The 26,092-nt window shown below is 70.1% G+C and carries 27 protein-coding genes and 1 tRNA gene; 19 read left to right on the plus strand and 9 right to left on the minus strand.

Annotated features, from left to right (window positions below; translation table 11 throughout):
- Positions 1-41 precede the first annotated feature (41 nt).
- The 10 genes from rimI to NO364_RS17180 all read left to right on the plus strand — a co-directional run bounded on the left by rimI (position 42) and on the right by NO364_RS17180 (position 10,758).
- On the plus strand, positions 42-527 hold the full coding sequence (rimI, locus tag NO364_RS17135) for a ribosomal protein S18-alanine N-acetyltransferase (RefSeq protein WP_233255221.1): 486 nt from the start codon (positions 42-44) through the stop codon (positions 525-527).
- A gap of 30 nt (positions 528-557) precedes the next feature.
- Positions 558-950: a DUF5810 domain-containing protein gene (locus tag NO364_RS17140; RefSeq protein WP_157689733.1), complete on the plus strand. Its 393-nt coding sequence runs from the start codon at positions 558-560 to the stop codon at positions 948-950.
- Positions 951-974: 24 nt separating this feature from the next.
- The gene (locus NO364_RS17145) at positions 975-1,388 is read left to right on the plus strand and encodes a DUF5809 family protein (protein WP_157689732.1); all 414 of its coding nucleotides are present in this window, start codon (positions 975-977) and stop codon (positions 1,386-1,388) included.
- 77 nt (positions 1,389-1,465) lie between these two features.
- On the plus strand, positions 1,466-4,117 hold the full coding sequence (locus NO364_RS17150; protein WP_257628123.1) for a PAS domain S-box protein: 2,652 nt from the start codon (positions 1,466-1,468) through the stop codon (positions 4,115-4,117).
- 60 nt (positions 4,118-4,177) lie between these two features.
- Positions 4,178-4,555: a hypothetical protein gene (locus NO364_RS17155; protein ID WP_157689730.1), complete on the plus strand. Its 378-nt coding sequence runs from the start codon at positions 4,178-4,180 to the stop codon at positions 4,553-4,555.
- Positions 4,552-5,094, plus strand: coding sequence for an NUDIX hydrolase (locus NO364_RS17160; RefSeq protein ID WP_157689729.1), 543 nt, complete (start codon positions 4,552-4,554; stop codon positions 5,092-5,094). The genes NO364_RS17155 and NO364_RS17160 overlap by 4 nt, the downstream gene beginning before the upstream one ends.
- A gap of 280 nt (positions 5,095-5,374) precedes the next feature.
- Positions 5,375-6,904 (plus strand): COG1361 family protein, encoded by a 1,530-nt coding sequence (locus tag NO364_RS17165; protein ID WP_257628124.1) that lies wholly within the window; start codon positions 5,375-5,377, stop codon positions 6,902-6,904.
- A complete protein-coding gene (locus NO364_RS17170; protein WP_157689727.1) occupies positions 6,901-7,617 on the plus strand; it encodes an ABC transporter ATP-binding protein in 717 nt (238 codons plus the stop codon). Before NO364_RS17165 ends, NO364_RS17170 begins: the two co-directional genes overlap by 4 nt.
- Complete coding sequence (locus tag NO364_RS17175; RefSeq protein ID WP_233255220.1) at positions 7,614-8,738, plus strand: ABC transporter permease; 1,125 nt, start codon at positions 7,614-7,616, stop codon at positions 8,736-8,738. The genes NO364_RS17170 and NO364_RS17175 overlap by 4 nt, the downstream gene beginning before the upstream one ends.
- A gap of 64 nt (positions 8,739-8,802) precedes the next feature.
- Positions 8,803-10,758: an aconitate hydratase gene (locus NO364_RS17180; RefSeq protein ID WP_257628125.1), complete on the plus strand. Its 1,956-nt coding sequence runs from the start codon at positions 8,803-8,805 to the stop codon at positions 10,756-10,758.
- A 2-nt stretch (positions 10,759-10,760) separates the two neighbouring features.
- Here the strand turns inward: NO364_RS17180 and NO364_RS17185 are convergent, their stop codons facing one another.
- From NO364_RS17185 to NO364_RS17195, 3 genes are all read right to left on the minus strand, one after another.
- On the minus strand, positions 10,761-11,018 hold the full coding sequence (locus tag NO364_RS17185; RefSeq protein ID WP_157689725.1) for a hypothetical protein: 258 nt from the start codon (positions 11,016-11,018) through the stop codon (positions 10,761-10,763).
- A gap of 42 nt (positions 11,019-11,060) precedes the next feature.
- The gene (locus tag NO364_RS17190; RefSeq protein ID WP_157689724.1) at positions 11,061-11,297 is read right to left on the minus strand and encodes a DUF2061 domain-containing protein; all 237 of its coding nucleotides are present in this window, start codon (positions 11,295-11,297) and stop codon (positions 11,061-11,063) included.
- Positions 11,298-11,400: 103 nt separating this feature from the next.
- A complete protein-coding gene (locus NO364_RS17195; protein WP_257628126.1) occupies positions 11,401-13,014 on the minus strand; it encodes a thiamine pyrophosphate-requiring protein in 1,614 nt (537 codons plus the stop codon).
- 168 nt (positions 13,015-13,182) lie between these two features.
- Between NO364_RS17195 and ddh the strand changes: the two genes are divergently transcribed.
- From ddh to csg, 4 genes are all read left to right on the plus strand, one after another.
- A complete protein-coding gene (ddh, locus tag NO364_RS17200) occupies positions 13,183-14,121 on the plus strand; it encodes a D-2-hydroxyacid dehydrogenase (RefSeq protein ID WP_157689722.1) in 939 nt (312 codons plus the stop codon).
- A gap of 220 nt (positions 14,122-14,341) precedes the next feature.
- On the plus strand, positions 14,342-15,763 hold the full coding sequence (locus tag NO364_RS17205) for an MATE family efflux transporter (protein ID WP_157689721.1): 1,422 nt from the start codon (positions 14,342-14,344) through the stop codon (positions 15,761-15,763).
- Positions 15,764-15,836: 73 nt separating this feature from the next.
- A complete protein-coding gene (locus NO364_RS17210) occupies positions 15,837-16,868 on the plus strand; it encodes an NAD(P)/FAD-dependent oxidoreductase (protein ID WP_157689720.1) in 1,032 nt (343 codons plus the stop codon).
- Positions 16,869-16,948: 80 nt separating this feature from the next.
- On the plus strand, positions 16,949-19,474 hold the full coding sequence (gene csg / locus NO364_RS17215; protein ID WP_257628127.1) for an HVO_2072 family ArtA-dependent S-layer glycoprotein: 2,526 nt from the start codon (positions 16,949-16,951) through the stop codon (positions 19,472-19,474).
- Positions 19,475-19,570: 96 nt separating this feature from the next.
- Here the strand turns inward: csg and NO364_RS17220 are convergent, their stop codons facing one another.
- Complete coding sequence (locus tag NO364_RS17220; RefSeq protein ID WP_257628128.1) at positions 19,571-20,752, minus strand: MFS transporter; 1,182 nt, start codon at positions 20,750-20,752, stop codon at positions 19,571-19,573.
- 190 nt (positions 20,753-20,942) lie between these two features.
- Between NO364_RS17220 and NO364_RS17225 the strand changes: the two genes are divergently transcribed.
- Genes NO364_RS17225 through NO364_RS17235 form a run of 3 tightly spaced genes read left to right on the plus strand, consistent with a single transcriptional unit; the run spans position 20,943 to position 23,056 of the window.
- Positions 20,943-22,433 carry a molybdopterin-dependent oxidoreductase gene (locus tag NO364_RS17225; protein ID WP_257628129.1) on the plus strand — a complete coding sequence of 497 codons (1,491 nt, stop codon included), beginning with the start codon at positions 20,943-20,945 and terminating at the stop codon, positions 22,431-22,433.
- Between the two features lie 49 nt (positions 22,434-22,482).
- Entirely contained in the window at positions 22,483-22,755 is a 273-nt protein-coding gene (locus tag NO364_RS17230; protein WP_257628130.1) for an ArsR/SmtB family transcription factor, read from the plus strand.
- 1 nt (position 22,756) lies between these two features.
- On the plus strand, positions 22,757-23,056 hold the full coding sequence (locus NO364_RS17235; RefSeq protein WP_199243599.1) for a DUF8036 family membrane protein: 300 nt from the start codon (positions 22,757-22,759) through the stop codon (positions 23,054-23,056).
- Here NO364_RS17235 and NO364_RS17240 read toward each other — a convergent pair.
- From NO364_RS17240 to NO364_RS17250, 3 genes are all read right to left on the minus strand, one after another.
- Positions 23,038-23,301, minus strand: a complete 264-nt coding sequence (locus tag NO364_RS17240) for a hypothetical protein (protein WP_257628131.1) — start codon at positions 23,299-23,301, stop codon at positions 23,038-23,040. The two genes, NO364_RS17235 and NO364_RS17240, sit on opposite strands and share 19 nt — an antisense overlap.
- A gap of 87 nt (positions 23,302-23,388) precedes the next feature.
- Positions 23,389-23,667: a molybdopterin-dependent oxidoreductase gene (locus NO364_RS17245; protein WP_257628132.1), complete on the minus strand. Its 279-nt coding sequence runs from the start codon at positions 23,665-23,667 to the stop codon at positions 23,389-23,391.
- A gap of 140 nt (positions 23,668-23,807) precedes the next feature.
- Complete coding sequence (locus NO364_RS17250; protein ID WP_157689715.1) at positions 23,808-23,987, minus strand: hypothetical protein; 180 nt, start codon at positions 23,985-23,987, stop codon at positions 23,808-23,810.
- A 100-nt stretch (positions 23,988-24,087) separates the two neighbouring features.
- On the opposite strand from NO364_RS17250, the gene NO364_RS17255 reads away from it, so the two are divergent.
- The gene (locus NO364_RS17255) at positions 24,088-24,378 is read left to right on the plus strand and encodes a hypothetical protein (protein WP_157689714.1); all 291 of its coding nucleotides are present in this window, start codon (positions 24,088-24,090) and stop codon (positions 24,376-24,378) included.
- A 497-nt stretch (positions 24,379-24,875) separates the two neighbouring features.
- On the opposite strand, the gene NO364_RS17260 is transcribed toward NO364_RS17255, so the two are convergent.
- On the minus strand, positions 24,876-25,319 hold the full coding sequence (locus NO364_RS17260) for a CopD family protein (protein WP_157689713.1): 444 nt from the start codon (positions 25,317-25,319) through the stop codon (positions 24,876-24,878).
- A gap of 137 nt (positions 25,320-25,456) precedes the next feature.
- Here NO364_RS17260 and NO364_RS17265 point away from each other — a divergent pair.
- Positions 25,457-25,542 (plus strand) — tRNA-Ser (locus NO364_RS17265).
- Here the strand turns inward: NO364_RS17265 and NO364_RS17270 are convergent.
- Positions 25,524-26,042 (minus strand): OsmC family protein, encoded by a 519-nt coding sequence (locus NO364_RS17270; RefSeq protein ID WP_157689712.1) that lies wholly within the window; start codon positions 26,040-26,042, stop codon positions 25,524-25,526. The two genes, NO364_RS17265 and NO364_RS17270, sit on opposite strands and share 19 nt — an antisense overlap.
- Positions 26,043-26,092 lie beyond the last annotated feature (50 nt).

Below are 26,092 nucleotides of genomic sequence, written 5' to 3' on the forward strand. Positions count from 1 at the left end.
TCGCCCGAGGGCTTTTGCTCCCCTCGTCCGTACCGATCGGTGTGGCCGTCCCGACACAGCCCGCCGACGTGACGGTTCGCGGCGCCGAGCAGTCGGATCTGGGGGCGGTCGTCCGGATCGAACGGGAGTCGTTCGGCCAGCCGTGGCCCTACACCGCCTTCGAGCGGTTCCTCGACGAACCCGGGTTCCTGGTCGCCACCCGCGACGGCGGGGTCGTCGGCTACGTCGTCGGCGACGTGACGCCCAACTTCGGGCGCGATATCGGACACGTGAAGGACTTGGCGGTCGCCGAGACCGCCAGACGGCGGGGCATCGGTCGGTCGCTCCTCGTCCGTTCGCTCGTGGCCCTCGCCGTCGAGGGGGCGAAGCTGGTGAAGTTGGAGGTCCGCGAGAGCAACGACCCGGCACAGACGCTCTACCGCGACGTCGGCTTCGAGACGGCACGGCGGGTCCCCCGGTACTACCGCGACGGCGAGGACGCCCTCGTGATGGTCCTCGACGTCCCCGAGTGGCAGGAACGGCGCTAGAGGTTTCACCCGGGAGTCCCAACGGCACCCATGGGATTCGCCTGTCCGGTGTGCGAGACGCCCCAGCGCGACGCCGAACATCTCGCCAACCACCTGGCGTTCACCGCCATGCTCCACGGCGACGCCCACGAGCGGTGGCTCGACGAGACGGTGCCGGGATGGGAATCGGACGGCGCCGCGGAACTGGCGCCCGTCGTCGCCGACCACGCCGAGGAGACCCCCTACGACGAGGTGTTCGAGGAGTCGATGCCCGCGGACCGACACGACGGGCACGACCACGCCCCCCCAACCGGCGGCGCCACGGCCTTCGAGGCGGCCGACCTGGACCCCGAGGCCCAGCGGACCCTCGCGGCGGCCAAGGAGATGACGCGGGCGATGCTCGGCGAAGGGGACGGCGACGCGGACGACGACGGAAAGGCGTAAATCCCGGTACCGGGAGGCACACGTATGGACACCGAGGGGGTCTTCGATCCGGAGACGCTCGACGCGGCGCGCGAGGCCTACGAGTCGGTCGGCCCGGCGGCCCAAACCGCCGTTCGCGAGACGGCGACGGCGATGGACTTCGACCGCGAGGAGTACGCGGACCGCGTGACGAGCCAGGTGGTCGAGACGGCCCGCGACGCCATCTTCGCCTCGCTGCTCGTCGTCCACGTCGCCGACCGCGACGCGTTCGAATCGTGGCGCGCATCGACCGACGCGGACTTGACGATGCTCGGGAGCGAGGACGTGGACAACGTGGTCTGGCACGCCGCGCCGTTCGCCGACGCGGCGGTCGCCGCCACGTTTCAGGACGAACGCGACGCCGCGGTCGCCACCCTCCGCCGGCAGGCGTTCGGCCGGCTGTATCGGGACCGTCTGTGAACGGCGACCGGCCGTGCGCTCGCAATCACTGAGAATCGGAGGGGGTTTTTTCCATAGCAGGTTGTCGATAGCCGAGCATGCCCAGTTCGGACGGTTCGGGGGTCGACCGACAGCGGCTGCAGCCTCTCTTCGACATCTCGCCCGACGCGATCATCCTTCACGACATCGAGGGCACCATCATCGACGTCAACGACCGAACGGTCGACAGTCTGGGACTCGAACGCGCCGAGCTCCGCACGATGAACGTCGCCGACGTCGAGCGAGCGCACAGTCACGCGGAGCTACGGTCGCTCTGGCGGGGGATGGCTCCCGACGAGCGGGAGACGGTGGAGGGGACCCACCGTCGCGCGGACGGCTCGACGTTCCCGGTCGAGGTGTCCATCCGTCGGATCGAACTCGACGGCGACGACTACTTTCTCACGCTGAGCCGGGATATCTCCGAACGCAAGGAGCGCCAACGCACGCTCGAGCGACAGGCGGCGTTCCTCGAACACTCGGCGTCCATCGTCGCCGTCCTCGACGAGCGGGGGACCATCGAGTACCAGAGCCCGTCCGTCGAGCGCGTCCTCGGCCACGACCCCGACGAGTTGGTGGGGGAGACGGCGTTCGAGTACATCCATCCCGAGGACCGAGAGCGGGTCCTCAGGCAGTTCCGAAACGGACTGGAGAACCCGGGCCTGGAACGGGTCGTCGAGTATCGGTTCCGGAACGCAGACGGCGAGTGGCGCTGGCTCCGGTCGCTCGGAACCAACTGTCTCGACGACCCGTCCCTCGAGTGTATCATCGTCAACAGCGTCGACGTCACGGCGCGAAAGGAGCGCGAGCGGGAACTCGAACGCTACGAACGGCTCGTCGAGAACCTTCCGGTCGGGGTCTACCGGTGTACGGCCGGCCCGAACGGCGAGTTCCGGCTGCTGAACCGTTCGATGGTCGAGATGTTCGACGCCGACTCGAAAGCCCACCTCCGTGAGCACTCGGTCAGCGACCTCTACCGCGATTCCGCCGAGCGCGAGGCGTTCAGCGAGCGACTCGCGGACGAGACGGTCGTGAGAGAGCGGGAGATCGAACTCGAAACGCTCGACGGCGAGGCGCTGTGGGGTGCCGTCACCGCAATCGCGAGGGACGTCGGTGAGGAGACGGTGTTCGACGGGGCGATCCAGGACGTCACCGACCGCAAGGCGTTCGAACGGCAACTGTCGGCGCTCCACGGGGCGACTCGGGAGTTCGTCGAGGCGGCGTCGAAAACGGAGGTCGCCGAGATCGCCGTCGAGACTGCGACCGACCTGCTCGGGTTCTCGTTGCCCTCGGTCTGGTTCCCCACCGACGACCGGACCGAACTCGCCCTCGTCGCGAACTCGCCGGAGCATCAGGCACTCCTCGAGGAGGCCGGGACGCCGGCGCCGACCCACCCGCGGGGTAACTGGCTCTGGGACGTGTTCGAGGCGGGCGAGACCGTGATTCGCGATTCGCTCCCCCGAGACGCGCCCGCCGCGGACGTCCCCCTGCGGTCGTCGATCGTCCTCCCGCTTGGCGAACACGGCGTCCTCACGTGTGCGGCCACGGGGACGACCGAGTTCACCGACCGGGAGATCCAGCTCACGGAACTGCTGGCGCGGAACGTCCGGGTCGCGCTCGATCAGATCGAGCAACAGACAGCTCTCAAACGGCAGAAACGGCTCATCGACGACCTGCTGGACGGGATCGACGATATCGTCTACGTCTTGGATTCGACGGGCCACCTCCGCCGGTGGAACGAGGCGTTCGAAACGGTGACCGGATACGACGGGGAGGCCCTCGAAACCATGCACATCGCGGACTTCTTCGGCCCGGACGACGCCGACGCCGCGGTCGAGGCCGTCGAAGAGGCCTTCGAGACGGGCGACACCCGGATGGAACTGGCCCTGCTGACCGACGACGGGGAGTCGATCCCGTACGAGTTCATCGCGAACACCTTCGAGGATCCCTGTGGCGAGCCCGCGCTGGCCGGAATCGGGCGTGACCGGACCGTCCACGTCGAGTACGAACAGCGGCTGCGGGAACAGCGCGACAACCTCGAACTGCTGAATCAGGTCGTTCGCCACGACATCCGCAACGACCTCCAGCTGGTGTCGTCGTACGCGGAACTGCTCGACGAACGCGTCGACGACGAGCGTGGATACGTCGAGACCATCGTCGAGAGCGCCGACCAAGCGGTCGAGCTGACGAAGACCGCCCGGGAGTTGGCCGACGTCATGTTGGCCACCGAGCAGGGGCGAGCCGCCGTCCCCCTGCGGCCCGCGCTCGAAGACGAACTCGACGCCATCCGAACGGCGTACCCCGAGGCGACGTTCTCGGTCGAGGGATCGATCCCGGACGTGGACGTCGTCGCCGACGAGATGCTCGACTCGGTGTTCCGCAACCTGCTGAAAAACGCCGTCCAACACAACGACCAAGCGGCGCCGACGGTCACCGTTTCGGCTCGAACGCGCGACGACGAGGTCGTCGTCTACGTCGCGGACGACGGGCCGGGTGTCCCCGACGATCAGAAGGAGGTGATCTTCGGGCAGGGTGAGAAAGGGCTGGAGAGCGGGGGGACGGGACTCGGGCTCTATCTCGTCCAAACGCTGCTCGACGCCTACGGCGGGGCGGTGTGGGTCGAGGACAACGACCCCGAGGGCGCGGTGTTCGTCGTGACACTGCCGACGGCGGGGCAGGACGTGGGCGCCGACCGGTCGGTCTCGGGGACGTGACGCGACGGGCGCGCGGCGGTGTGGCGAAACGAGTTTATTCCAACCGCCCCAACGGCGACCGTGCGACCGATCACCCGCCGCGCGGTCGTCGGCTTCGTGTTCGTCGTCCTCGCCCTCCTCGCCCTCGGCGCCCTCCCCTCGCTTTTGGCCTCCGGCGAGCCATACTACCTGACGGCGACGCCGACCGACGCCGACGGCCCCGCCGTCGACGCCACGAACCTCTCCGACCGTCGGTACCCCTACCTCACCGAGGCCATCGACACCGGGCGGTCGGCCCCCTACCGCCGCGGACCTATCGGGCTGAAGGAGGCGTTCTCGCACTCGCCGTTCGACGAGCGACAGGGACTGATCGCCCGGAACCCCGACGCCCGTCGGGACGGCGGCGTCCTCGTCGTCGACGGCGAGGATCGCTACCTAGTGGAGGTGACGCGGTCGTGAACGACGGCGAGGACCACGACTGGCCGGTGCTCGAGTCGGTCACCGAGTACGAGACCGGCTGGTACACCGGCGGCTACGACCTGGTGGAACAGCCCGACGGCTCGACCAAACGCTACTACTGGGCGGAACTCCCACCCGCCGCCGTCGTCGTCGCCGTCGCCGAGGGGTCCCTCCTCTTCGTCGAACAGTACCGGCCGACGATCCGCGAGACCCACCTCGAACTCCCCGCGGGCATCGTCGAGTCCGGCGAATCCTTCACGACGGCCGCGGCGCGCGAACTCCGCGAGGAGACGGGCTTCGTTCCGGACTCGACCGCGCTCCTCCAGGAGTTCTGGACCTGTACCGGCGTCCTCCGACACCGCCGCGGCATCGTCTTCGCCGAGGGGCTGACCCCCGCCGACCGCGACCTCGACGGCAACGAGTTCCTCACCCCCCGTCCCGTCCCCGTCGAGGAGGCCCTCGACGTGGCCCGCCGTCAGCCGACCAACGACGCCACGGTCGAGGGTGTCCTGCTGGCCCGGGAGGAAGGACTGCTGTGAGCCTTCGCGATGGCGGGCAGACGCGTGCGGCGGCGCACACGGGAGGTGATGGCTTCGGAGCCCGCCGCTCGCTCCCGACGCTCCGGATCGCGGCCCCGCCGCCGACCCGCCGGGATCGGCGGACGATCCGGAGTGACGCGCCGCGGGCCGTAACGAAAATCCAGATTCCACCTATCCGACGACATAAGTTCCGCCCCGACGGAGAGGGTGGTAATGGTCCCTCGTCTCGGACGCCCCGACCTCTTCGTCGACCGATCGTCCCTCGCCACGTGGTGTCACCATGCCTGACCGCTCCTCCCTCACCGTCCTCGCCCTGATCGTCGCCTTGACGGCGAGTACTCTCACGCTCGGGGCCGGCGTCGCTGCGGCGGACAGCCAGGTGGCGATCCAGTCCGCGACTGTCGATTCGGAGACGCCACGCGTCGGCGAGGACGTGACGGTCAGGACGACGATCCGCAACTTCGAGAGTGCCACCACCGCCGCCCGGATCAACCAGGTGTCGCTCCGGCAGGGCACCCGCACCCTCACCACGTCGAAGGACCCGGGCACGATCGGCACCGGCGGCTCGATCGAGTTGCCCCTGACGACGACCTTCGACTCGCCCGGACGCAAGCAACTCACGGTCCACGTCTACGGCGTGAGCGCCGACGGCAACGTGTTCAACCTCGAGTATCCGGTGTCGATGACGGTCAACGACCACGGCGGCGACGTGCAACTGTCGCTGGAGACGCCGACCGACCCCTCGACCGAGAGTCGGGTGAACGTCACCGTCGCCAACGGCGCGGCCACCAACGTCTCCAACCTCCGCCTGACGCTCTCGGGGCCGAACGCCACCGTCGAGGATGCCAGCCGGGTGAACGCGTCGCTCCTCGGCGGTCGCGAGCGCGTCGTCGGGTACGACGTGACCTTCGACGGCGCCGGCCGGCACCCGCTCACCGCGACGCTCGGCTATCGCGACCCGAACGGGAACCGGGACACCGTCACCGAGACGCGGACGTTCGTCGTCGACCCAGCGCGCGTCGACGCCGAACTCGACGCGGAGGTGGTCCGCGAGAACGACACGGCCCGCATCGACACCTCGCTCACCAACTTCGGGAACGTCCCGCTGGAGGGGGTCCGTCTGCGCGCCGAGTCGGACGGCGAGACGGTCGCCCGCAAACTCGTCGGGGACGTGGGGATCGAGTCCACCCGTGACGTCTCCATCGGCGAGTCCAGCCTGCCGGCCGGCGAGGTGACCCTCCACGCGGTCTACGAGGCCGCCGGCGACACGCACGAGACGGCGACGGTCGTCGACTTCGCGCCGACGACCGACGGGCGGATCACGCTGACCGGCATCGAGGTCCTCCCGGCCGGCGGCTCGATCAGACTCGCCGGTAGCGCCTCGAACACCGGCGAGACGACCGTGACCGGCGCCGTCGTGAGCGTCGTCGGGACCGACCGCGTGACGCCGGTTTCGCCGGCGAAGGACTACTTCGTCGGCAACGTCCCCGCCGGCGAGTTCACGTCCTTCGAGTTGACCGCGCGCCTGGCCGGGAACCGGACCGACGCGGTGCCCGTCCGCATCAGCTACATCGCGGACGGTCGGGAGTACTCCCGGGTCGTCGAAGTCGACCTCGCCGATGCCGGCGGTGGCGCCCCCGCCGGTCCGCAGGCTGGCAGGGGGGAGCCCGACGGCCCGCCCGGCGGTGGCGGCTTCCTCGGCGTCGGCCGGATCGACGTGGTCGGCCTCCTGCTTCGCCTCGCCGCCGTCCTCGCCGTCGGGGCCGGCGTGATCTACTGGTGGCGGCGCCGCAGCGACGACGAGCAATGACCGAGCGAACCCGCGACGCCCCCGAGGCCGACTCGCCCCCCGAGCGACCGGCCGGACCGGTCGCCGAACTCGACGGCGTGACCAGGGAGTACCGGAGCGGCGGCGAGACCATCGCCGCGCTCGCGGACGTGGACTTCGCGGTCGACCCCGGCGAGATGGTCGCCGTCATCGGTCCCAGCGGGTCCGGCAAGAGCACGCTCCTCAACGTGCTCGGCCTCCTCGATGTCCCCACCGCGGGGACGGTCCGACTCGACGGCGGCGACGTGACCGACTACGACGACGAGGCGCGCACGATGGCCCGCCGGCGCACCATCGGCTTCGTCTTTCAGTCCTTTCACCTCGTCCCGATGCTGACCGCCGTCGAGAACGTCCTCGTGCCGACGATGTTCGTCGAGGGCGACCAGCGCCCGCGGGCGCGGAGCCTCCTCGAACGGGTGGGGCTGGGCGACCGACTCGACCACCGCCCCGACCAGCTCTCGGGCGGCCAGCGCCAGCGCGTCGCTATCGCCCGCGCGCTGGTGAACGAGCCCAGACTCCTCCTGGCCGACGAGCCGACGGGCAACCTCGACCGCGACACCGGGCGCAACATCTTGGAGGAGTTCGAGCGCATCAGCGCCGAGGAGGAGGTCGGCGTGGTGTCGGTCACCCACGACGAACTGGTCACGGAGTTCACCGACCGGACGGTCGAACTGATCGACGGAGTGATCCAGTGATCGACCCTCTCGATTTCCCGGCGCTCCGGATGGCGTGGCTCAACCTCCGCCGGAACACGCTCCGCACCGGGCTGGCGACCCTCGGCATCGTCATCGGCGTCGTCGCCATCGCGGGCATCGGCATCACGGGTACGGCGCTCCAGTACGGCGCCACACAGGAGTTGGGCGGCCTCTCGAACACGGTGACGGTCTTCCCCGGCGAGGAGAACGCCGCCGACGTCATCACCGACCAACAGGTCGACTCCATCGAGCGGGTGGCGACGGGCGCGGTGGTCGCCCCCCAGCGCTCGGAGCGGATGGAGGTGGCCTCGCGCTCGGAGCGACGGCAGGTGAGCGTCGAGGCCGTCTCCCGGCCGGCCGCCCTCTACGACGCGGCCGAGGGGACCATCCCGACGCCGATGCGGAGCGGCGCCCTGCTCAACGCCGAACTCGCCGACGAACTCGGCGTGGAACTCGGCCAGACGGTCTCCATCGGCGGACGATCCTATCGGATCATCGCCATCCTCGACGAGCCGGGCGGCTTCGGGCAGGGCGTCTCGGTGGTCGTCCCGCTCGACGACGTCGACCGGGACGGTTACGATCAGGTGACCGTCGTCACCGAGGACGGCGAGGCGGCCCAGCGACTCGCCGCGGAGATTCCCCAGGAGTTGAACCAGCGCGAGGAGGTGGTCGACACGTTCACCCCCGCCGACATCCAGGAGAGCGTCAGCGGCTTCTTCGCGACGCTGAACGCCGCGCTCCTCGGCGTCGGCTCCATCTCGCTGGTGGTCGCCGGCGTCAGCATCCTGAACGTGATGCTGATGAGCGTCGTCGAGCGACAGGCCGAGATCGGCGTGTTCCGGGCCGTGGGCATCCGCCGGCGCGAGGTGATGCGGATGATCGTCGCCGAAGCGACGCTGCTGGGCGTGGTCGGCGGTCTCGTCGGCGTCGTCCTCTCCCTGCTGATCGGCTACGCGGTCAACGGCCTGCTCAACGGCCAGCCCGCCCTCGTCTTGCAGCCCCGCAACCTCGAGTTCCTCGCGCTCGGGTTCGGCTTCGCGGTGCTCGCGAGCACGCTCAGCGGTCTCTACCCCGCCTGGAAGGCGTCGACGGCCAACCCCGTCGAAGTGCTCCGCGGGTAGCCCGCGCTACCCTCCCTCGGTCGGAGGAAACGGTTATGTGACACAGCCCGCAAGGCCACCTACTATGGGACGTACGCTCACGGAGAAGATCCTCGCCGATCACCTCGTCGACGGCGACATCGAGACCGGCGAGGAGATCGGTATCGAGGTAGACCAGACCATCGCCCACGACCTGACGGGGACGATGGCGTGGCTCCAGTTCGAGGCGCTCGGCCTCGACGAGGTGAAAGTCGAGGTGGCCGGCCAGCACTGTGACCACCAGACCTACCAGCCGGACTTCAAGGTCTCCGACGACCACCGCTTCCTCCGGTCGGCGGCGGGCACCTACGGCGCGTACTTCGCACGCCCGGGGACCGGCATCCTGCACCAGGTCCACAAGGAGAACTTCACCGCCCCGGGGAAGACCCTGCTCGGCGCCGACTCCCACACCCCGACCGCGGGGGGCGTGGGATCGCTCGGCATCGGCACCGGCGGTCTCGACGTGGCCACCGCGATGGGCGGTGCGCCCTTCTATCTCGACGTGCCGGAGGTGGTGAACGTCCGCCTGGAGGGTGAACTGCCCGAGTGGACGACCGCCAAGGACGTGATCCTCGAACTGCTGCGCCGCTACTCCGTCAAGTTCGGCGTCGACAAGGTGTTCGAGTACACCGGCCCGGGCGTCGAGACTCTCTCGGCCCACGAGCGGACCGTCATCACCAACATGGGGACGGAGCTGGGTGCGACCACCTCGATCTTCCCGAGCGACGAGCGCACGAAGGAGTTCTTCGACCGACTGGGCCGGCCCGAGGACTTCGTCGAACTCGCGCCCGACCCCGACGCCGAGTACGACGACGAGATCGTCGTCGACCTCTCGGAGCTGGAGCCGCTGATCGCCTGTCCGTCGATGCCGGACAACGTCGTGCCCGTCCGCGAGGTGTCGGGGATCGAGGTCGATCAGGTGCTCGTCGGCTCCTGTACCAACGGCGCCTACGAGGACATCCTCCCGGTGGCGAAGATGTTCGACGGCCGTGAGGTGGCCAAACGGACCGAAACCATCGTCGCCCCGGCGTCGAAACAGGCCTCGGAGATGCTCGCACGCGACGGCTTCACCGCGGAACTGATGGCCGCCGGCGTCAGCGTCTCGGAGGCGACGTGTGGCGCCTGCATCGGCGCCGGTCACGTCCCCGCCAGCGACTCCGTGAGCGTCCGCACGTTCAACCGCAACTTCGAGGGCCGTTCGGGGATGGAGGCGGACGCGGTCTACCTCTGCTCCCCGGAGGTGGCCGCGGCGACGGCGCTGGCGGGGGAGATCACCGATCCCCGGGATCTCGCGGCCGACGTCGAGGAACCGGGGTTCGAGTACCCCGAACGCTACATCGGCGCCAGCGAATCGGACCTCATCATGCCCGACGAGGCGGTCGACGACGGCCTCGTCAAGGGACCGAACATCGACGAGGTGCCGCTGAAAGACCCGCTGGGGCGCGATCTGTCGGGCCCGGCGCTGTTGAAGATGCCCGACAACATCACGACCGACCACATCATCCCGGCCACCCAGGAGGTGTCGGTCTACCGCTCGAACGTCCCGAAGCTCTCCGAGTTCACGCTCAAGCGGGTCGACGAGACGTTCGCCGCCCGCGCCGCCGCGGCCGACGGCGGCGTCCTCGTCGCCGGCGAGAACTACGGTCAGGGCTCCTCGCGTGAACACGCCGCCCTCTGTCCGATGTATCTGGGGGTCGGGGCCGTCCTCGCGCAGTCCTTCGCCCGCATCCACAAGTCCAACCTGATCAACTTCGGGCTTCTCCCGCTGACGATCGACGAGGAAACGTACGAGCGGATCGACCAGGGCGACGAGATCGATATCGTCGACGACGCCGCCGCGGCCGTCGAGAGCGGGCAGGAGACGCTGACGATCCGCGTCGACGACGACTGGGAGGCGACGGTCGGCCTCGACGCCAACGAGCGCGAACGGGAACTGCTCGCGGCCGGCGGGAAACTCCCGCACACCCGCCAGCGGTTCGCCGACGAGGCGGGGGAGGCCTGAGCCTACGTCAGGAGTTCCTCGTCACACTCCGGGCAGACCTGCATGTCGTTGACGGAGCGGGCCGCCGGGTTCTCCCCACAGAGTTCACACGCCGGGACCGTGCGCTCGGGGGGCACTGCACGCGCGTCGCCGTCGGGGCCCTCCCCCTCGCCCTCCGCCATCGCCTCGTGCGGGAGCGAGGGACCCCGGATCCGCGTGAAGTAAAGCACGACCCCGAGGATCGCGAGCGACCCGACGAGGAAGCCGAGTTCGAAGGCCATCGGCGACCGTACGGGCTCGACGGCCGTTAGCCTTTCCCACGGTCAGGCGTCGATCAGCCCCCACGAGATCCGGTCCCACACCCGTTCGTACCCGTAGTAGGTCCCCGTCTTCACGAGGTTGGCCACGAGGCCGACGCTGACGGCGTCGCCGACGTCGCCGACGACCACCCACGCGACGATGACGGTGACAGCCACCATCGACAGCCGATAACAGACCGTCTTCACGAGCGCTCGACGCCGCGCTTGCCGCGGCGTTCGCGCGGTGACGCCCCCGGACATGTCCCGTCCTACGGCCGGTCGCGGCATAAGTGTAACCACGAACAGTAACTTCTAGAGGCGAACGTAACCTTATGTGGTTATATCCCGGCCGAAACAGCGGCGGCTACTCGAGGTCGGGCCGCGAGAGCTCGGTGTACTTGTCGGTGAGGAACTCGAGCAGGACCGGCGTGCCCTCCTTGGTCTTCTCGACGCCGCGTTCGATGGCGTCGGCGACGTTCGCGGGGTCCTCGACGCGTTCGCCGTAGCCGCCCATGGACTCGGCGAAGTCGGCGTAGTGGCCCGAGAACGGCGTGTCGTAACTCGCCATCTCGAAGTTGTTGAGGACGATTTCGAGGACCGGGATGTCCTCGCGGACGGCCGTCTCGAAGTCCATGCCGGTCATGCCGATGGCGCCGTCGCCCATGACGTGGACACAGACCTTCTCGGGGTGGACGAGCTTCGCGCCCATCATCAGGCCGAGGCCGTAGCCGAGCTGCGTGGTCTTGCCCCAGCCGAGGTAGGAGAGCGGTTCGGTCACCTCGAAGAAGGGGGCCATGAAGTCGCGGGCGTTGCCGGCGTCGGCGGTGGCGACGACCTCCTCCTTGTCGACCGTCTCGTTCAGTTCGTGGACGACCCGGTAGGGGTTGATCGGCGTCTCGTCGGATTCGAGCACGTCGGCCCAGTCGTCGCGCCACTCGGATTCGATCGCCGCGATCTCCGCGGTCACGTCGTCGTACCGGCCGAAGTCGGTATCGTCGATCCGGCTGTGGATCTCGTCGACGATGGCCTCGAGGACGAGTTTCGCGTCGCCGATGACCGCGAGGTCGGACTTGTAGTCCTTGTCCACGTCGCCGGGGTCGTTCGTCGAGTGGATGAGGGTGTTGTCCTCCGTGGGCGGCGTGATGCCGTACGCGGTCTTGGTGAAGCTACACCCGATGCCGAAGAGGACGTCGGCCTCGTGGACGAAGTGGTTGAGCTGACGGGGTTCGCTCTTCGACCCCGCGCCGAGCGAGAGCGGGTGATCCTCGGGGAAGGCGCTCTTGCCGTTGAGCGTGGTCGCCACGGGCGCCTCCAGCAGTTCCGCGAGTTCCTTCAGGGGCTCCCAGGCCTTCGCGTAGTGGACGCCCTGTCCGGCGTTGATGACCGGCAGGTCGGCGGAAAGCAGCGCGTCCGCGGCGTCGGAGACGGCCTCGGGGTCCGGCCCAGAGCGTGTCGACGACGTGGGTTCGTAGTCGATGTCGTCGACCTCCTCGTAGAAGACGTCCTTCGGAATTTCGACCAGACCCGGCCGCTGGCGCCCGTTTCGCGCCGCCTGGAACGCCCGCCGGATCGTCTCCCCGGTCGCCTCGGGATCGGTCAACTGCTCCGTCGTCTTCGTGACCGCCTGGTAGTTGATGAGCGAACTGAACTTGGGGTCCGTGTTCGTCTTCGCCCGCGAGTAGCCCGCCGGGAGCGCGACGATGGGCGCCGACTCGGCGTAGGCCTGGGCGATCCCGCCCACCGAGTTCTCCGTCCCCGGCCCGTGCTGGCAGGCGAACGCCTCGACCTGGTCCCCGGAGGTGATCCGGGCGATGCCGTCGAGGATGTGGGCGCCGGTTCGCTCCTGCCGGACGACGATGGGGCGGATGCCCGCCTCCTCGGCGGCGTCGTCGTCGAACAGGGGGTTGCTCGGGAATCCGATCAGGTGATCGACACCTTCCTCGGCCAGTATCTCCGCGACTGCGTCTGTTACGTTCATCCTACCGTTCACCCATTACCTCCGGGGTTGTAAAGTTAATTTTTATTAAAGATAGGGACAGATACCTAACTCGCAGTCGTCGATTGTCGAAGATTTGGGGGACGGACGTCCAACCGACAGTCGTCATCTGTCGAAACGTTGAATAGCGAGAGTCCGGATTTCGGACACATGCCCGAGAGACCGCAGCTCGAACGACTCTGTGTCCACGAGTCTGTATCGACAAAGATCCCGGTCGAGGGGTTCGCCGAGGCCTTCGCCGACCTCGACGTGCCCGTCGAGGTCGTCGGCGACGACGAGACCTTCGACCGGACGGACGCGGTCGCGTCGTTCCGTCCCCGCGATGCCTTCCTCGACGCCGGCTGGGTCCACTGCATCCGCGCCGGCTACGACGAGTTCGACACCGACGCCTACGAAGCCGAGGGCGTCCCCCTCACCAACAGCACGGGCATCCACGACACGACCGTCGGCGAGATCGCCGTCGGCTACATGGTGTCGCTGGCCCGGATGCTCCACGTCTACCGCGACCACCAGAACGAGAACCACTGGTTCGAACCCGACTACGAACGGCCCTTTACCGTGGAAAACGAGCGGCTCTGTGTCGTCGGCCTCGGCACCCTGGGCCGCGGCATCGCCGAGCGCGCCGACGCCCTCGGGATGGACGTCGTCGGCGTCCGGCGCTCCCAGGAGTCGGTCCCCGGGGTCTCGGAGATCTACCACCCCGACGACCTCCACGAGGCCATCGACGGCGCGCGCTTCGTCGCCATCGCCGTCCCCCATACCCCGGAGACCGAGGGGATGTTTTCGACCCCCGAGTTCGAGGTCATGCGCGACGACGCCTACCTGATCAACGTCGCCCGCGGCCCCATCGTCGACGAAGACGGCCTGATCGAGGCCCTCGACGCCGGGACCATCGCCGGCGCCGGCCTCGACGTCTTCGAGACCGAACCCCTCCCCGAGGACAACCCGCTCTGGGACTTCGAGGAGGTCATCATCTCCCCGCACCGCGGCTCCGCTACCAACCGCTATCACCTCGACATCGCCGACCTGGTGATGGAGATCTTCGAACAGCACCGGGCCGGCGAGGAACTCCGCAACCGGGTCGCCTAGGGACCGATCGGGTCGTCGAGTTCCGCCGCGCCGACCGGTCCACCACAGGCTCCACACTGCCCGACGTGGTCGGGACCGGTGCCGCCTTGTGGACGTGGCCGCAGTCGTGACACACTTGGCGCGCTGCGTCGAGCATGCGCGCGGCGGTTTCGTCGGCTCGACGACGTGTCTCGGGGCCGCCGTCGCAACCTACTAACCGTCCCCACCACTACGACGGCCGATGGGTGCGCGACCGTTCGACGCGCTCGCCCGGGCCCTCGACCGCGCCGGGATCATCGACCCGCCGCGTCTCCGCGAGACGTTCGACCTCTCGTGGCCCCGGATCGTCACCGGACTGGCCATCCTGTCCAAATCCACCGTGGATCTGGCGATGGTCGGCTGGGACGTGGGGACGGCGGCCGTCGCCGGTCTCGCCTTCGCCAACGTCTACTGGCAAGTGGGCAAGTACCTCGGCATCGGCCTCGCGGGCGGGACGGTCACCCTCGTCTCGCAGGCCTACGGCGCCGGGGACTCGTCGCGGGCCAGCGCGACCGTCGCCGTCTCCCTCGCCGTCACGCTCCTGATCGCGACGCCGATAGCGACCCTCTATGCCGCGTTCGCGCCCGAACTCGTGGCTGTCCTCGGCTCCGACCCCGAACCGCTGGGGCACGCGGCCACCTACCTCGCCCTCGTCGCGCCGGCGCTCCTGTTCGAGTTCCCGAACCTGATCGCCAGCCGAACCTACGCGGGCGTCGGCGACACCGTGACGCCCATGCTGATCCGCGCGGGCGGTGCCCTGCTGAACATCGCCTTCTCGGCGACGCTGATCTTCGGGTACGGCCTCGGCGTCGCCGGCGCCGCCCTCGGCACCTCGCTCGCCACGGGCGTCGTCGCCCTCGTCTTCGCGTGGGGACTCGCCGGCCGGTCGTACGCCGGCCGCGGCGCGTGCCCCGTCGCCGTCACGCGCTCGACGCTCGGGTTCGACGGCTTCGCGGCCCTGACCCGCCGGCTGCTCTCGGTCTCCGCGCCACTGATGGCCCGCCGCACCGCCGAGATGCTCGTCGCCTTCCCGCTGGTCGCCATCGCGGCCACCTTCGGTCCCGCCGTCGTCGCCGCCTACGAGGTGGCCCGGCGGGTCCGAACCCTCCTCGACAGCTTCTCGTGGGGCTTCTCCATCGCCGCGAGCACGCTCGTCGGCCAGCGCCTCGGCGCCGGCGACGCGGCCGACGCCGAAGCCTACGCCCGTGCCATCGTCCGCCTCTCGGCGACGGTGTATCTCGTCGCCGGCACGCTCGTCTTCGCGCTCTCGGGGCACGTCGCCGGCCTGTTCGTCGACGACCCCGCCGTGATCGGCGTCGCCGGCCCCTTCGTCGCCGCCGCGGCCGTCAGCGTCGTCTTCCTCGGCGTCGACGGCTCCGCCACCGGAACCCTCCGGGGTGCGGGCGACACCCGCTACCCCTTCCTCGTCTCGCTGTTCGGCCGGTACGCCTGTGCGCTCCCGCTCGCGGCGCTCGGCCTCGTGACGCCCCTCGGCGCCGCCGCCCTACTCGGGGCGATGGTCGTCGAATCGGCGGTGCCCGCCGCCCTGAACGTCTCCCGCGTGCGGTCGAACCGCTGGAAGGCCGTCGGCCGGGCACACGTCGCCGCCGGCGCGAGCGACTAACCCCGATCCGCGGCCCGTCGGCGACCCGGTCGACCAAGCCGTGCCGTTTTGTCGCTCCGCCCGTACTGTGGGTATGACCGACATCGGCATCGTGGGCGCGGGCGCGGCCGCCGCGGCCGCCACCTACGTCATCGACGGCGCGCTCCCCGACGCATCGATCACCGTCTTCGAGAAGTCGGGCGGGCTCTGTGGCCGCGCGGCGACGCGCCGCCGCGGCGACGTGACCTACGACTACGGCGCCAACTACCTCAAGGACGACGACGACCGGGTGGTCGACCTCGTCTCCACCTTCGACGACGGTCTCGTGGAGGTCGCGGGCGATATCCACGTCTTCGACCGCTCGGGGACGGTGAGCGAGGGGCGCGACGCCGACGAGCGGAAGTGGACCTACCGGACCGGCCTGACCCGCCTGGCGAAACACCTCTTCGGCGCCACCGACGCGACGGTCCACCGGCGGACCCGGGTCGAACGGATCGCCCGATCCGACGGCGCGTGGACCCTCACTGACGACGACGGCGGGACACGTGGCCCTTTCGACGTCCTCCTGTTGAACCCGCCCGCACCGCAGACGGCGACGCTCCTGGAGACGGCCGACTGGGACGCCGCGGCCCGGGACGACCTCCTCGCGGCGACCCGCGACGTTGACTACCGCACGGTGTGGACGGCCGTCCTCGGCTACCCCTTCGAACTCGACCGTCCGTACTACGCCCTCGTGAACACCGACAAGGAACACGACGTCGGGTGGGTCGCCCGCGAGGAGTGCAAACCCGGTCACGTCCCCGACGGCGAGTCGGTGCTGGTGGTGCAGGCGAACCACGAGTGGTCCGTCGAGCGCTACGACGCGGATCCGGCGCGGAACGTCGCCGACCTGGCCGACCACGCGGCCGCCCTCCTCGACGACGAGCGCCTGGCCGACCCCGCGTGGACCGACCACCAAGGCTGGCGGTACGCCCTCCCCGAGTCGGGGCTCCGCCGTGGCGCCCGCACCCCCGCCGAGGACGCCGGCTGCTACGTCCTCGGCGACTGGGTCGCCGGCGAAGCCCGCCTCCACGCCGCCGTCCGGAACGGCCTCGACACCGGGGAACGGATCGTCCACGCGCGCTGATCGCCCGCTCGCGCCGAACCGGCTGTCAATCAAATTACAAATAGATGTGTTTATATTGTCGATGAGCCTACCGATCCCCGATGGAACCCCCCGCAATCGCGACGGTCCTCGTGACGGCGTTCGTGGTGCTGTCGACGGTGGGCGTCGGCGTCGCCGTCGAGGGCACGGAGACGGCGGCGAACGTCCCGGACGCGGCGGCACAGATCAGCCAGACCGGCGGTGCGAGCGCGCTCGCCCCGCGCGGACGCTGGAACCCGGCGACGAGCCGCGGCGAGATCATCCTCGACGGCGGCAGCTACTACCGGGTCTACCAGGGCGAACGCGACGTGGATCGGTGGCGCCGCGCCAGCGACGACGCCGACGTGACGGGGGCGTCGTTGATCGGCGAGGGCGGGGCCGCCGAGGGGCAGGTTCTCGACCTCTCGGCGTCGATCCCCCGCAGCCAGCCGGTCGGCCGGTATTCGGACTCGGGGCTGTCGGCGCTGGTCGTCCAGCCGCGGGTCACGTCCCTCCGCGTACTCAATCGCCGGGGCGTCGAACTCGGTGCCGACGCGACCGTCCCGCGCGATAGCCGCCTCCTCCTCCGGGCCGACTGGAACTTCGCCGAGGCCGAGGACCTGCAGATCGATCTGGTCCGCGACGGCGTCCGCTACGAACGCGAGGCCCTGTCGACCGACGCGTCGAGCGAGCAACTGGCCGCCCTGCCCGACGGGTTCGCGCGGGCGAATCTGGCCCGCGAGGTCCAGGGGTCGGGGACCACCGGTCGCCCGACCGCGGCGTGGCTATTCGACTGCTCCGACCTCGATTCCGGCACCTACACCCTGCGGGTCGAGGGCGTCGACGACCTCACCGAGGGGGCGGCCGCCCGGACGATGCGGGTTCGGATCGGCTCCGACGCGTCGCCGACCATCGGCGTCGACGGTCGGACCGTCACGCGCGGGGAGTGGTCGCGGTACACGGTCTCGGGGGCCGAGCCGGGCGACTACCACGCCGTCTCCGTCGATCGGAGCCGGCTCCGGAGTTCGTCGACCGACCCCGCCGGGCTGTTCCGCTCCGTCGGCGACGTGGTGGCGACCGGGAGCACGAGTCGGGCGGTCTACGCGGTCCTCGAAATCCCCGAGAGCGGGCGGGCGGTGGGCGCCGTCGACACGGGACTGCTCGACACCGGGCGGACGTCCCTGCGGTTGCACCCGGCCCGGTCGAGTCGCGCCGACGCCGTCGCGAGCGTGGACAGCCAGCCGGACGGGGTCCGCGGGGTTACCGTCGACGTCGAACGGGGCGGCCTCTCGACGAACGTCGGGGACCTCACCTACACCGTCGGCTCCGAAATCGACGTGCGCGGCACCGGCGAGGACGCGGACCGCGTAGCCCTGTACGTCCGCGACGGCGGCGACTGGTACCTCCTGACGCTCGACGGCCGTGCGACGACGCGGGTCGACTCCGACGGCGTCTGGGAGGCGCGGCGGGTCGTCCTCTCGCGGGAGGGCGACGGCGGTCGGCTGTTGAGCATCCCCGGCACCTACCGGCTGGCCGTCGTCGACGCCGACGCACTCGGGAGCGACCCGCCGCGACGGGTCTCCCGCTCCGAGTTCGACCGCCTCCGGAGCGTCCAGCGGAACATCCGCACCGTCGCGCCCGGCCTCGCCGCCCGGCCGATCACGCACGGCGGCGAAGTCGCCGACGTCGACGACGTGACCGTCCGCGGAACCGCCGCCGGCGCCACCGAGGTCGCGGTCGTCCTCGTCGACGAGCGCGGCGGGATCCGCACCGAGCGGGTTCGCGTCGACCGCGATACGACCTTCGAGGTGACGTTCGCGCCCGACGACCTGGAGCGTGGCCGCGTCACGGCGCTGATCGCGACCCCCGGCCGTGACGGCCGGTTCGGGAGCGGGAGCGTGCGCACGCCCGACGGGACGTCGATCACCCTCGACTCCGTGGGCGACTTCCTGCGCTACGTCGAGTCACAGCGCGACCGGAGCCTGACCGGCCAGCAGGTCCTCGCCCGGATCGACGGCCAGGTGCTGACCGTCGCCGGCGGCGACGACCTCGCAGTCCGGGAAACGTTCCGGCTGGCCGGTCCCCGGACGACGGTGACCGACGTGGTGCCGGCGTCCACCCCCGACGCGACCGGCGTCCTGGCCGTCCCACCCGGCGAGACGATGCTCGTCCGCGGGGCGACCAACCGGAACCCCGACGACGCCACCGTCGTCGTCGAGGTGACCGAGGGGCCGTCGGCGGCGTCGTTCCCGTTGGTGACTGCGCCGTCGTGGTCGGCCGACGGCGTCTGGACGGCGCGGCTGGCGGTGCCGAGCGACGCCACACCCGGCACGTACACCCTCGAGGTCGACGACGGCGAGAACACGTTCACTCGATCGGTGGTGGTGGGCCGGACGCGGACGCCGACCCCGACGACGACCCCGACGGAACGCCCGACCGCCACCGCCACGGCGACGCCGACGGCGACCCCGACGGAACGCCCGACCGCCACTGCCACGGCGACGCCGACGGCGGCGCCGACGAGCGGCGACGGCTCCGGCTTCGGTCCGCTCGCGTTCGTGACCGCGCTCCTCGCGCTGGCCGCCGCCGCGGTAGCTCGCCGGCGCTGAGCCGCCCCCGGCTCAGACGGATTACTGTAACTGTTCCACTGGCGGTTCGCCGGACCGTGGCGGCGAACTACCGGTGATGACTCACACGAAACCGTATCAGGCCCCGCGGACCCCGGCCTCGACGTCGAACCGGCGGAACGCCGGCAGCGTCGCGGCCGCGAGTGCGATTTCGAGGCCGCCGACGACCAGGAACGCCGCCCGGTAGCCGTAGGCGTCGGCGACGAGGCCGCCCGCGACGATGCCGACGAGGAAGCCCACGCTCCCGGCGATGTTGAATCCGGCCATGGCGACGCCACGGTCCGCGGGGGCCGCGAGGTCCGTCACCAGCGCCAGCGTCGCCGGCACCATGAGCGCCCCGAGGACCCCCACGAGCACCATCCCCGCCTGGGCGGCCCGCAGGCTCGATACGGCGCCGACGAGGATCACTGCCCCGCCGTACAGCGTCGATCCCCCGACGATGGGCAGGGTCCGGCCGATCCGGTCCGAGACGACGCCGAAGGGGTACTGGAGCAGCGCGAAGGGGGCGAAAAACAGCGCGAGCGTCAGCCCCGTCGCGCCCGGACTCAGATCGAAGACGGACCGGAAATAGAGGGTGCCGACCAGCGAGAAGAAGCCGGCGGTGAGCCGGTCCGCGAAGCCGAAACAGTAGGGGAGCGCGAGCCGCGGCGTCCGGCGGAGGCCGGCGAACGGCGACTCCCGCTCCCCGGACGCGGGCGCCCGATCCACCACGAACGGCACACAGAGCGCGACCAAGAGGAAGACGCCGCTCGCGGCGTACAGGGGGACGAACGGCCCCAGTCCGTAGAGCGCGCCGCCGACGGGAGCGCCGGTGGCCGTCCCGAGGCCGATGGCGATGCCCGCCGCACCCATGTTGCGGCCGTGAGAGCCCTCCAGGTCCATCAGCATCGTCATCGACAGGGAGAAGGCGCCGACGACGGCCGCGCCCTGGAACGCCCGGAGTGCCAGTACGGCAGCGAACGAGAGGCCGAGGGCGCCCGGCAGGACCGCGAGCAGGGCGTAGCCGACGGCGCCGAGGGCCGCCCCCGCGGCCACGAAGGGGACCCGTCGACCCGCGGCGTCGCTCGCCATCCCCCAGGGGACCGCGAAGAGGACGAACGCCGCGAACTCGACGGCCAGAAACCACATGCTCGCGTCGAGGTCCGTCGTGGCGCCGAGCGCGCCGACGAGCGTGTCGATCCCCGGATAGAGGAGCACCTGGGCGAACAGGGTCGCGAACACGACGCCGGCGAGCGCGGCGCGACTGCGGATCCGGGACACGACTCTCCGTCGTCGGAACGCGGGCGTCCACCGTCTACTGTCTTTCGGGACGCCGACTTGCGACGAACTCTAGACGGAGTTCGGCCGGACCTTGAAAAACCCATTACCGGGTGGCTCCCCTCGATCCGGATATGCTCCGACTCGCACGGACCGGTCCGCCAGGACTCGCGCCGACCGACCGCCCGGAGGTGTGCCGGTGATCCCCGCCGCGTGGCGCACCCGCCTCCCCGCCGCCGCCGTCGCGCTGGCGAGCGGCGTCGCCGCCCTCGCCGGTTCGTACGCCGTCGTCGGCGGCGCGTCCACCTTCGTCGCGGCACCGGTCGCGAACCTGACCAACACGCTCGCCCCCGCGGCCCTCGTCACGTTCGCCATCACCGTCCTCGGCGACCTGGGGAGCGACTTGGCCTACGCGTCGGGACTGGCGGCGACGGCCGCCCTCCTCGGCGTCGTCGTCGCCGTCGGCCGGGCCGCCGCGACGTGGGCCGAACGCCCCCTGTTCGCGCCCGCCGCCGTCGGCGTCGCCGTCGGGGTCGTCGCCGCGGCGCTGACCGGAGCGGCCGACTCGGCGGTCGGCGCGGCCGTCGGCGCGGCGGTGGTGGCCACCGTCGCCGACTTCGGAGCCGGAACCGGGACCGGAGCCGCCGCGTCCCCCCCCGACGGCTCCCGACGCGCGCTCCTCTCGGGGGTCGCCGCCCTCGCCGTCGCCGCCGTCGGCGTCGGCGGCCGGCGGGCGTTCGCTCCCGCCGAGCCGGTTCCGACGAGGCCCGTCCCGGAGGACGTGGCCGCCCGCCTCGACGACGCCGCGGCGAAGTCCCTCGACGTCGAGGGGCTGGAACCGCTGGTCAGCGACAACTTCTACCAGGTCGACATCGCCAACGTCGACCCCGAGCCGTCCCGCGAGGACTGGTCGCTCCGGATCCACGGCGCCGTCGACGCGGAGACGACCTACGACTTCTCGGACGTCGAGGCGATGAACCACGACCACCGGTTCGTCTCGCTTCGCTGCGTGGGCGAGTCGCTCAACGGCCGGAAACTCGACACCGCGCTCTGGACGGGCGTGCCCCTGATGGACTTACTCGACCCCGTCGACCTCCAGGGGGAGTACGTGATGCTCCGGGCGGCCGACGGCTTCTACGAGGAGTTCCCCGTCGCGGCGCTCGAGGACGGCTTCCTCGCCGTCGGGATGAACGGCCAGCCGCTCCCCCGCGGCCACGGGGCGCCGGCGCGGGCGCTGATCCCCGGCCACTGGGGCGAGATCAACGTCAAGTGGCTCACCGAGATCGAGATCCTGGACGAACCGGCGACGGGCTACTGGGAGGAGCGCGGGTGGCACGGCACCGGCCCGGTCAACACCGTCGCGAAGCTCTGGGCGACCAACCGGCTCGCGGACGGCCGGATCGAGGTTGCCGGCCCCGCGTACGCCGGCACCCGCGGGATCCGGACCGTCGAGGTATCGACCGACGGCGGCGACACCTGGACCGAGGCCGATCTCTCCGACCCGCTCCCGGGCGAGGACGTGTGGCGACAGTGGGTCCACCGCTACGAGGCCACCGACCCCCACGAGGTGGTCGTCCGCGCTGTCGACGACACCGGCACCCTCCAGCCCGAAGACGAGGCCGACGCCTTCCCCAGCGGGCCGAGCGGGTGGGTGTCCGAATCGATCGACCCCGACTCGCTGTGAGCCGGGCCAACGGTTATCCCCCGCGGACCCAACCACCCTACGGCCGCCGATGGAGAAGGCACTCTGGTATCTGCTCGCCGGGACGCGCGGCGGAAAGAACCGCGCGCGGATCATCCGCCTCCTCGACGAGCGGCCGCGCAACGCCAACCAGCTACACGAGGAACTCGGCCTCGATTACAACTCCGTCCGCCACCACCTCGACATGCTCGAAGACCACGACGTGATCGAGAGCGGCGATCAGAAGTACGGTCGGCTCTACTTCCTCACCGACCGGTTCGACCGACACCGAGACCGGTTCGAGGAGATCACGGACCACGTCTAACATGGCACCCATGACCCCCACCCTGTCGATAGCGAGCGCCCTCTCGGGGCTGAACATCGCGCTACTGGCCGCCCTGCTCGTCGTCTGGTGGCGCAACTACCGACAGTTCGGGACGCCGCTCACGCTCGGACTCGTCGCCTTCGCCGTCGTCCTCGCCGTCGAGAACGTCGTCGCTATCGGCTTTTTCTTCAGCTCCGGGATGCTGTACGCCGCCGATCCCACCGCCCAGATGGCCGTCCTCACCATGCGCGCCCTGCAGTTCGTCGCGCTCGCCTTCCTCACCTACGTGACGCTGCGGTAGGACGGTCGCGCTCGGTCGACCGACTCGAGCGCCTCGTGGTCCTCGACGTCGATGTCGCGGGTCGTCATCCCGGCGTCCAGCGCCTCCTGGATGTAGTTGCGCACGTCGCCGTCCTCGTCGAGGAACTCGGCGAAGTACCCGCGGTAGGAGTCGACGTTCCGTTCCGCGGGAGGTTCTCGTCGAGTTTCTCGGCGACGAGCGCACAGATCTCCCCGTCCTGTTTCGTGTAGTCGGCGGCGCGCCACGCCGAGGCGTCCGAGTCGCTGGTCTGGTAGCCCGTCGTCATCACGTGTCCCGGCGGCAGGTCGGCGTACCAGTCGCACTCGGTGCACTCACAGCCGCCGGCCCACCCCGTGACGCGTGATCAGGCCGTCGGACTTGCTGGCGTTGAACACGTGGAACCGCTTTTCGTCCTCCAGGTTCGCCATCTTCTCGGCGATCAGGTCGATGGCTTCATCCCAGGAGACACGCTCGAACTCGTCCTCGCCGCGGCCCTCGGGGCTCGGGTCCTCGGGGTCCCAGCCCTTCCGGACCATCGGATACTTGATCCGCGAGGGCTCGAACGTGCGCCGGTGGAGCGTCAGCCCCCTCACCTCCCGTCGGTCCGTCATGGTCGAACCGCATACGTCAACGGACAACACGGGAACCGGAAAACACGATACGCGTGATTTCAGCGGCTTGGGACCCTCACGAACCGCTTCGCGAGGGGTTTATGTATTGGAGGAGGGCGGACGGGGCTGTGGCTCGCCGGTCACTGCGTCGGTTCGACCGTCAGGTCGCTCGCGATCCAGCCGTCGGTGTTGTCGGTCTCCAGGAAGACGGTGCGGCCGGGACAGCTCTCACAGACCGACACCGTCGGTCGTTCGGGAAACTCCGGCTCGGGCGCCGACTCCGACTCGTCGTCCGTCCCCGACTGCGTACCAGTGGGCATTGGGAGTGTTTAGGGGGACCTAAAATAAAAAGGATGCGGTTCCGGCGGCCACCCCGTCGCGACCGCGACGCATTTGTACCCGTGGATGGATGCACCCGACATGTACCGGGACGTGCTCGGCTGGGTCGCCACGCTCCTCGCGGTCACGGTCTTCGCACCGATCTTCCTGTATCTGGTCACCGGCGCCGCCGTCGGCTTTCTGGTTTCCTGTTCCGGCGGGCCGGCGGGGACGATGGTGGTCGGCGCCTCCGGCACCGAGAGCCTCGAACTCTCCTGTTCGGCGGTCCGGACGCTGGTGAAGACCGCCGTCGCGGTGGGGGGCGGTGCCGCGGCGACGGTCGGCGTCGCCATCGTCGCCGTCGGCGACCTCGTTCGAAGCACTCCCCGGTGACCGGCGGGACGTTTTTGTGTCGGGACGCCGTCACGTGCGCGTGGGGTGATGGCAGATGTCCCTCGTCCCACACGTGCCAGCCGACGAACCGAGGCGCGACCGAACACCACCCGACCTCGACGAAATCGTCGAACGGATCGTCCACGGCGAGTCACGACCGGCGCGCGGCTGACGCTACCGATCGTTCTGGCAGCGTGACGGGTCGGGCGGACCGGCGGGCCACCCCGAGTCGGTGTGGCCGCCGGTCACGGGGCCCGCCCGCCGTTACGCGGGCGACGGCACCGGATGTACTTCCCAGCAGTCCGGACACTCCGCGTGCGTCGGCCGTTCGTCCTCCGAGCTGACGATCCGACGACGTGGGATCTTCGTCCCGCAGTTCGGACACCGTGACATAGGGGGGTGGGGAGCGTGTGACACGGTCCCCACACGCGGGTACGGACTCCCTAGCGCATAGTTAATCGGTCCTTACCGGATTTCAGGCCGTGACCGAACGGGCCTCAGAGCAGCACCCCGCCGATGACGAGCAGGCCGACGCCCGCGACGGCCGCTGCGGTGAGAAACGGCGTCGCCGCCCGCGCCGGCTCCCGGACCTTCCGCTCGTCGAGTCCGTCGACGAGCCGTCCCGAGCCGACTTCGATCAGGCCGGTCATGACGAACCAGAGCACCACCATCGTGACGACGAGGTAGCCACGCGAGGTGCCGAGCAGGCTCTCGGCCGTGTACTGGGTCCCCGCGAGGTGGCCGCCGGTCAGAAAGAGCGCCAGCGACGAGACGCGCGACCACGTCCGGAACCGACCGATCAGCGACCGGAGCGGCGCCGCGTCGATGTCACCGTCCCGCGCCGCGGGCAACAGCCCCCGCGCGACGAAGAGCACGCTTCCAGCCCACAGTCCGGCGAACAAGAGGTGTGTCGCGTTTATCGCCGTGTCGATGGTCGCCATGCCCGTCGCTGGGAACGCGGCCGACTTGAATCCGGGGAATCCCGCGAGCCGCCGTCGGCGACGCCACGGACCGTCGGGATCGACCGCCCGCGGTGAATCGAAACCGATTAAACGCCCGCTCCCCCATCATCGGACGAGCCGAGGTAGCCTAGCCCGGCCAAGGCGGTTGCTTCGAGAGCAACTGTCCGTTCAGGACACATGAGTTCAAATCTCATCCTCGGCGCTTCTCTCGAACGTCCACTCGGTAGTCACGTCCGGCGACTCGACGAGCGTCCGGTAGACGACGCAGTACCGCTCGGTCGCGTCCCGAATCGACGCCGCCGTCTCCGGGTTCAGATCCCCCTGTAGCGTCACGTCCATCCGGATCGCCTGGAACCCCACGGGCACGTCGGCGACGCCCATCGTGCCCCGGAGGTCCAGGTCGCCGGCCACCTCGACCGACACGTCGGCCTCGACGCCGAAGTTCTCGATCACCGCCTGTGCGGTCAACTGCGAACAGGCCGCGAGCGCGCCGAGCAACAGGTCCCCCGAACACGCCGCCGTGCCCGATCCGCCCGCGCCCTCGTGGAGCTGTGCCTCGTAGACGGCCTCGCCCACCTCGACGCTACAGCTCGTCGCGTCCGCCCGTTCGCCCGTCGCCGTCAGCGTCACCTGCGCCGCCTCGGGGTCCGACTCGTAGGTTTCCTTCAACGGCTCCTGTGTCTCGCGGAGGTCCTCCGTCATACGTTGACGTGGGTCACGAGGCGTGAAAAGCGTTCCCGGCTACGGCGTTG

The sequence above is a fragment of the Haloplanus salinarum genome (assembly GCF_024498175.1).
Classification (GTDB): Archaea; Halobacteriota; Halobacteria; order Halobacteriales; family Haloferacaceae; genus Haloplanus; species Haloplanus salinarum.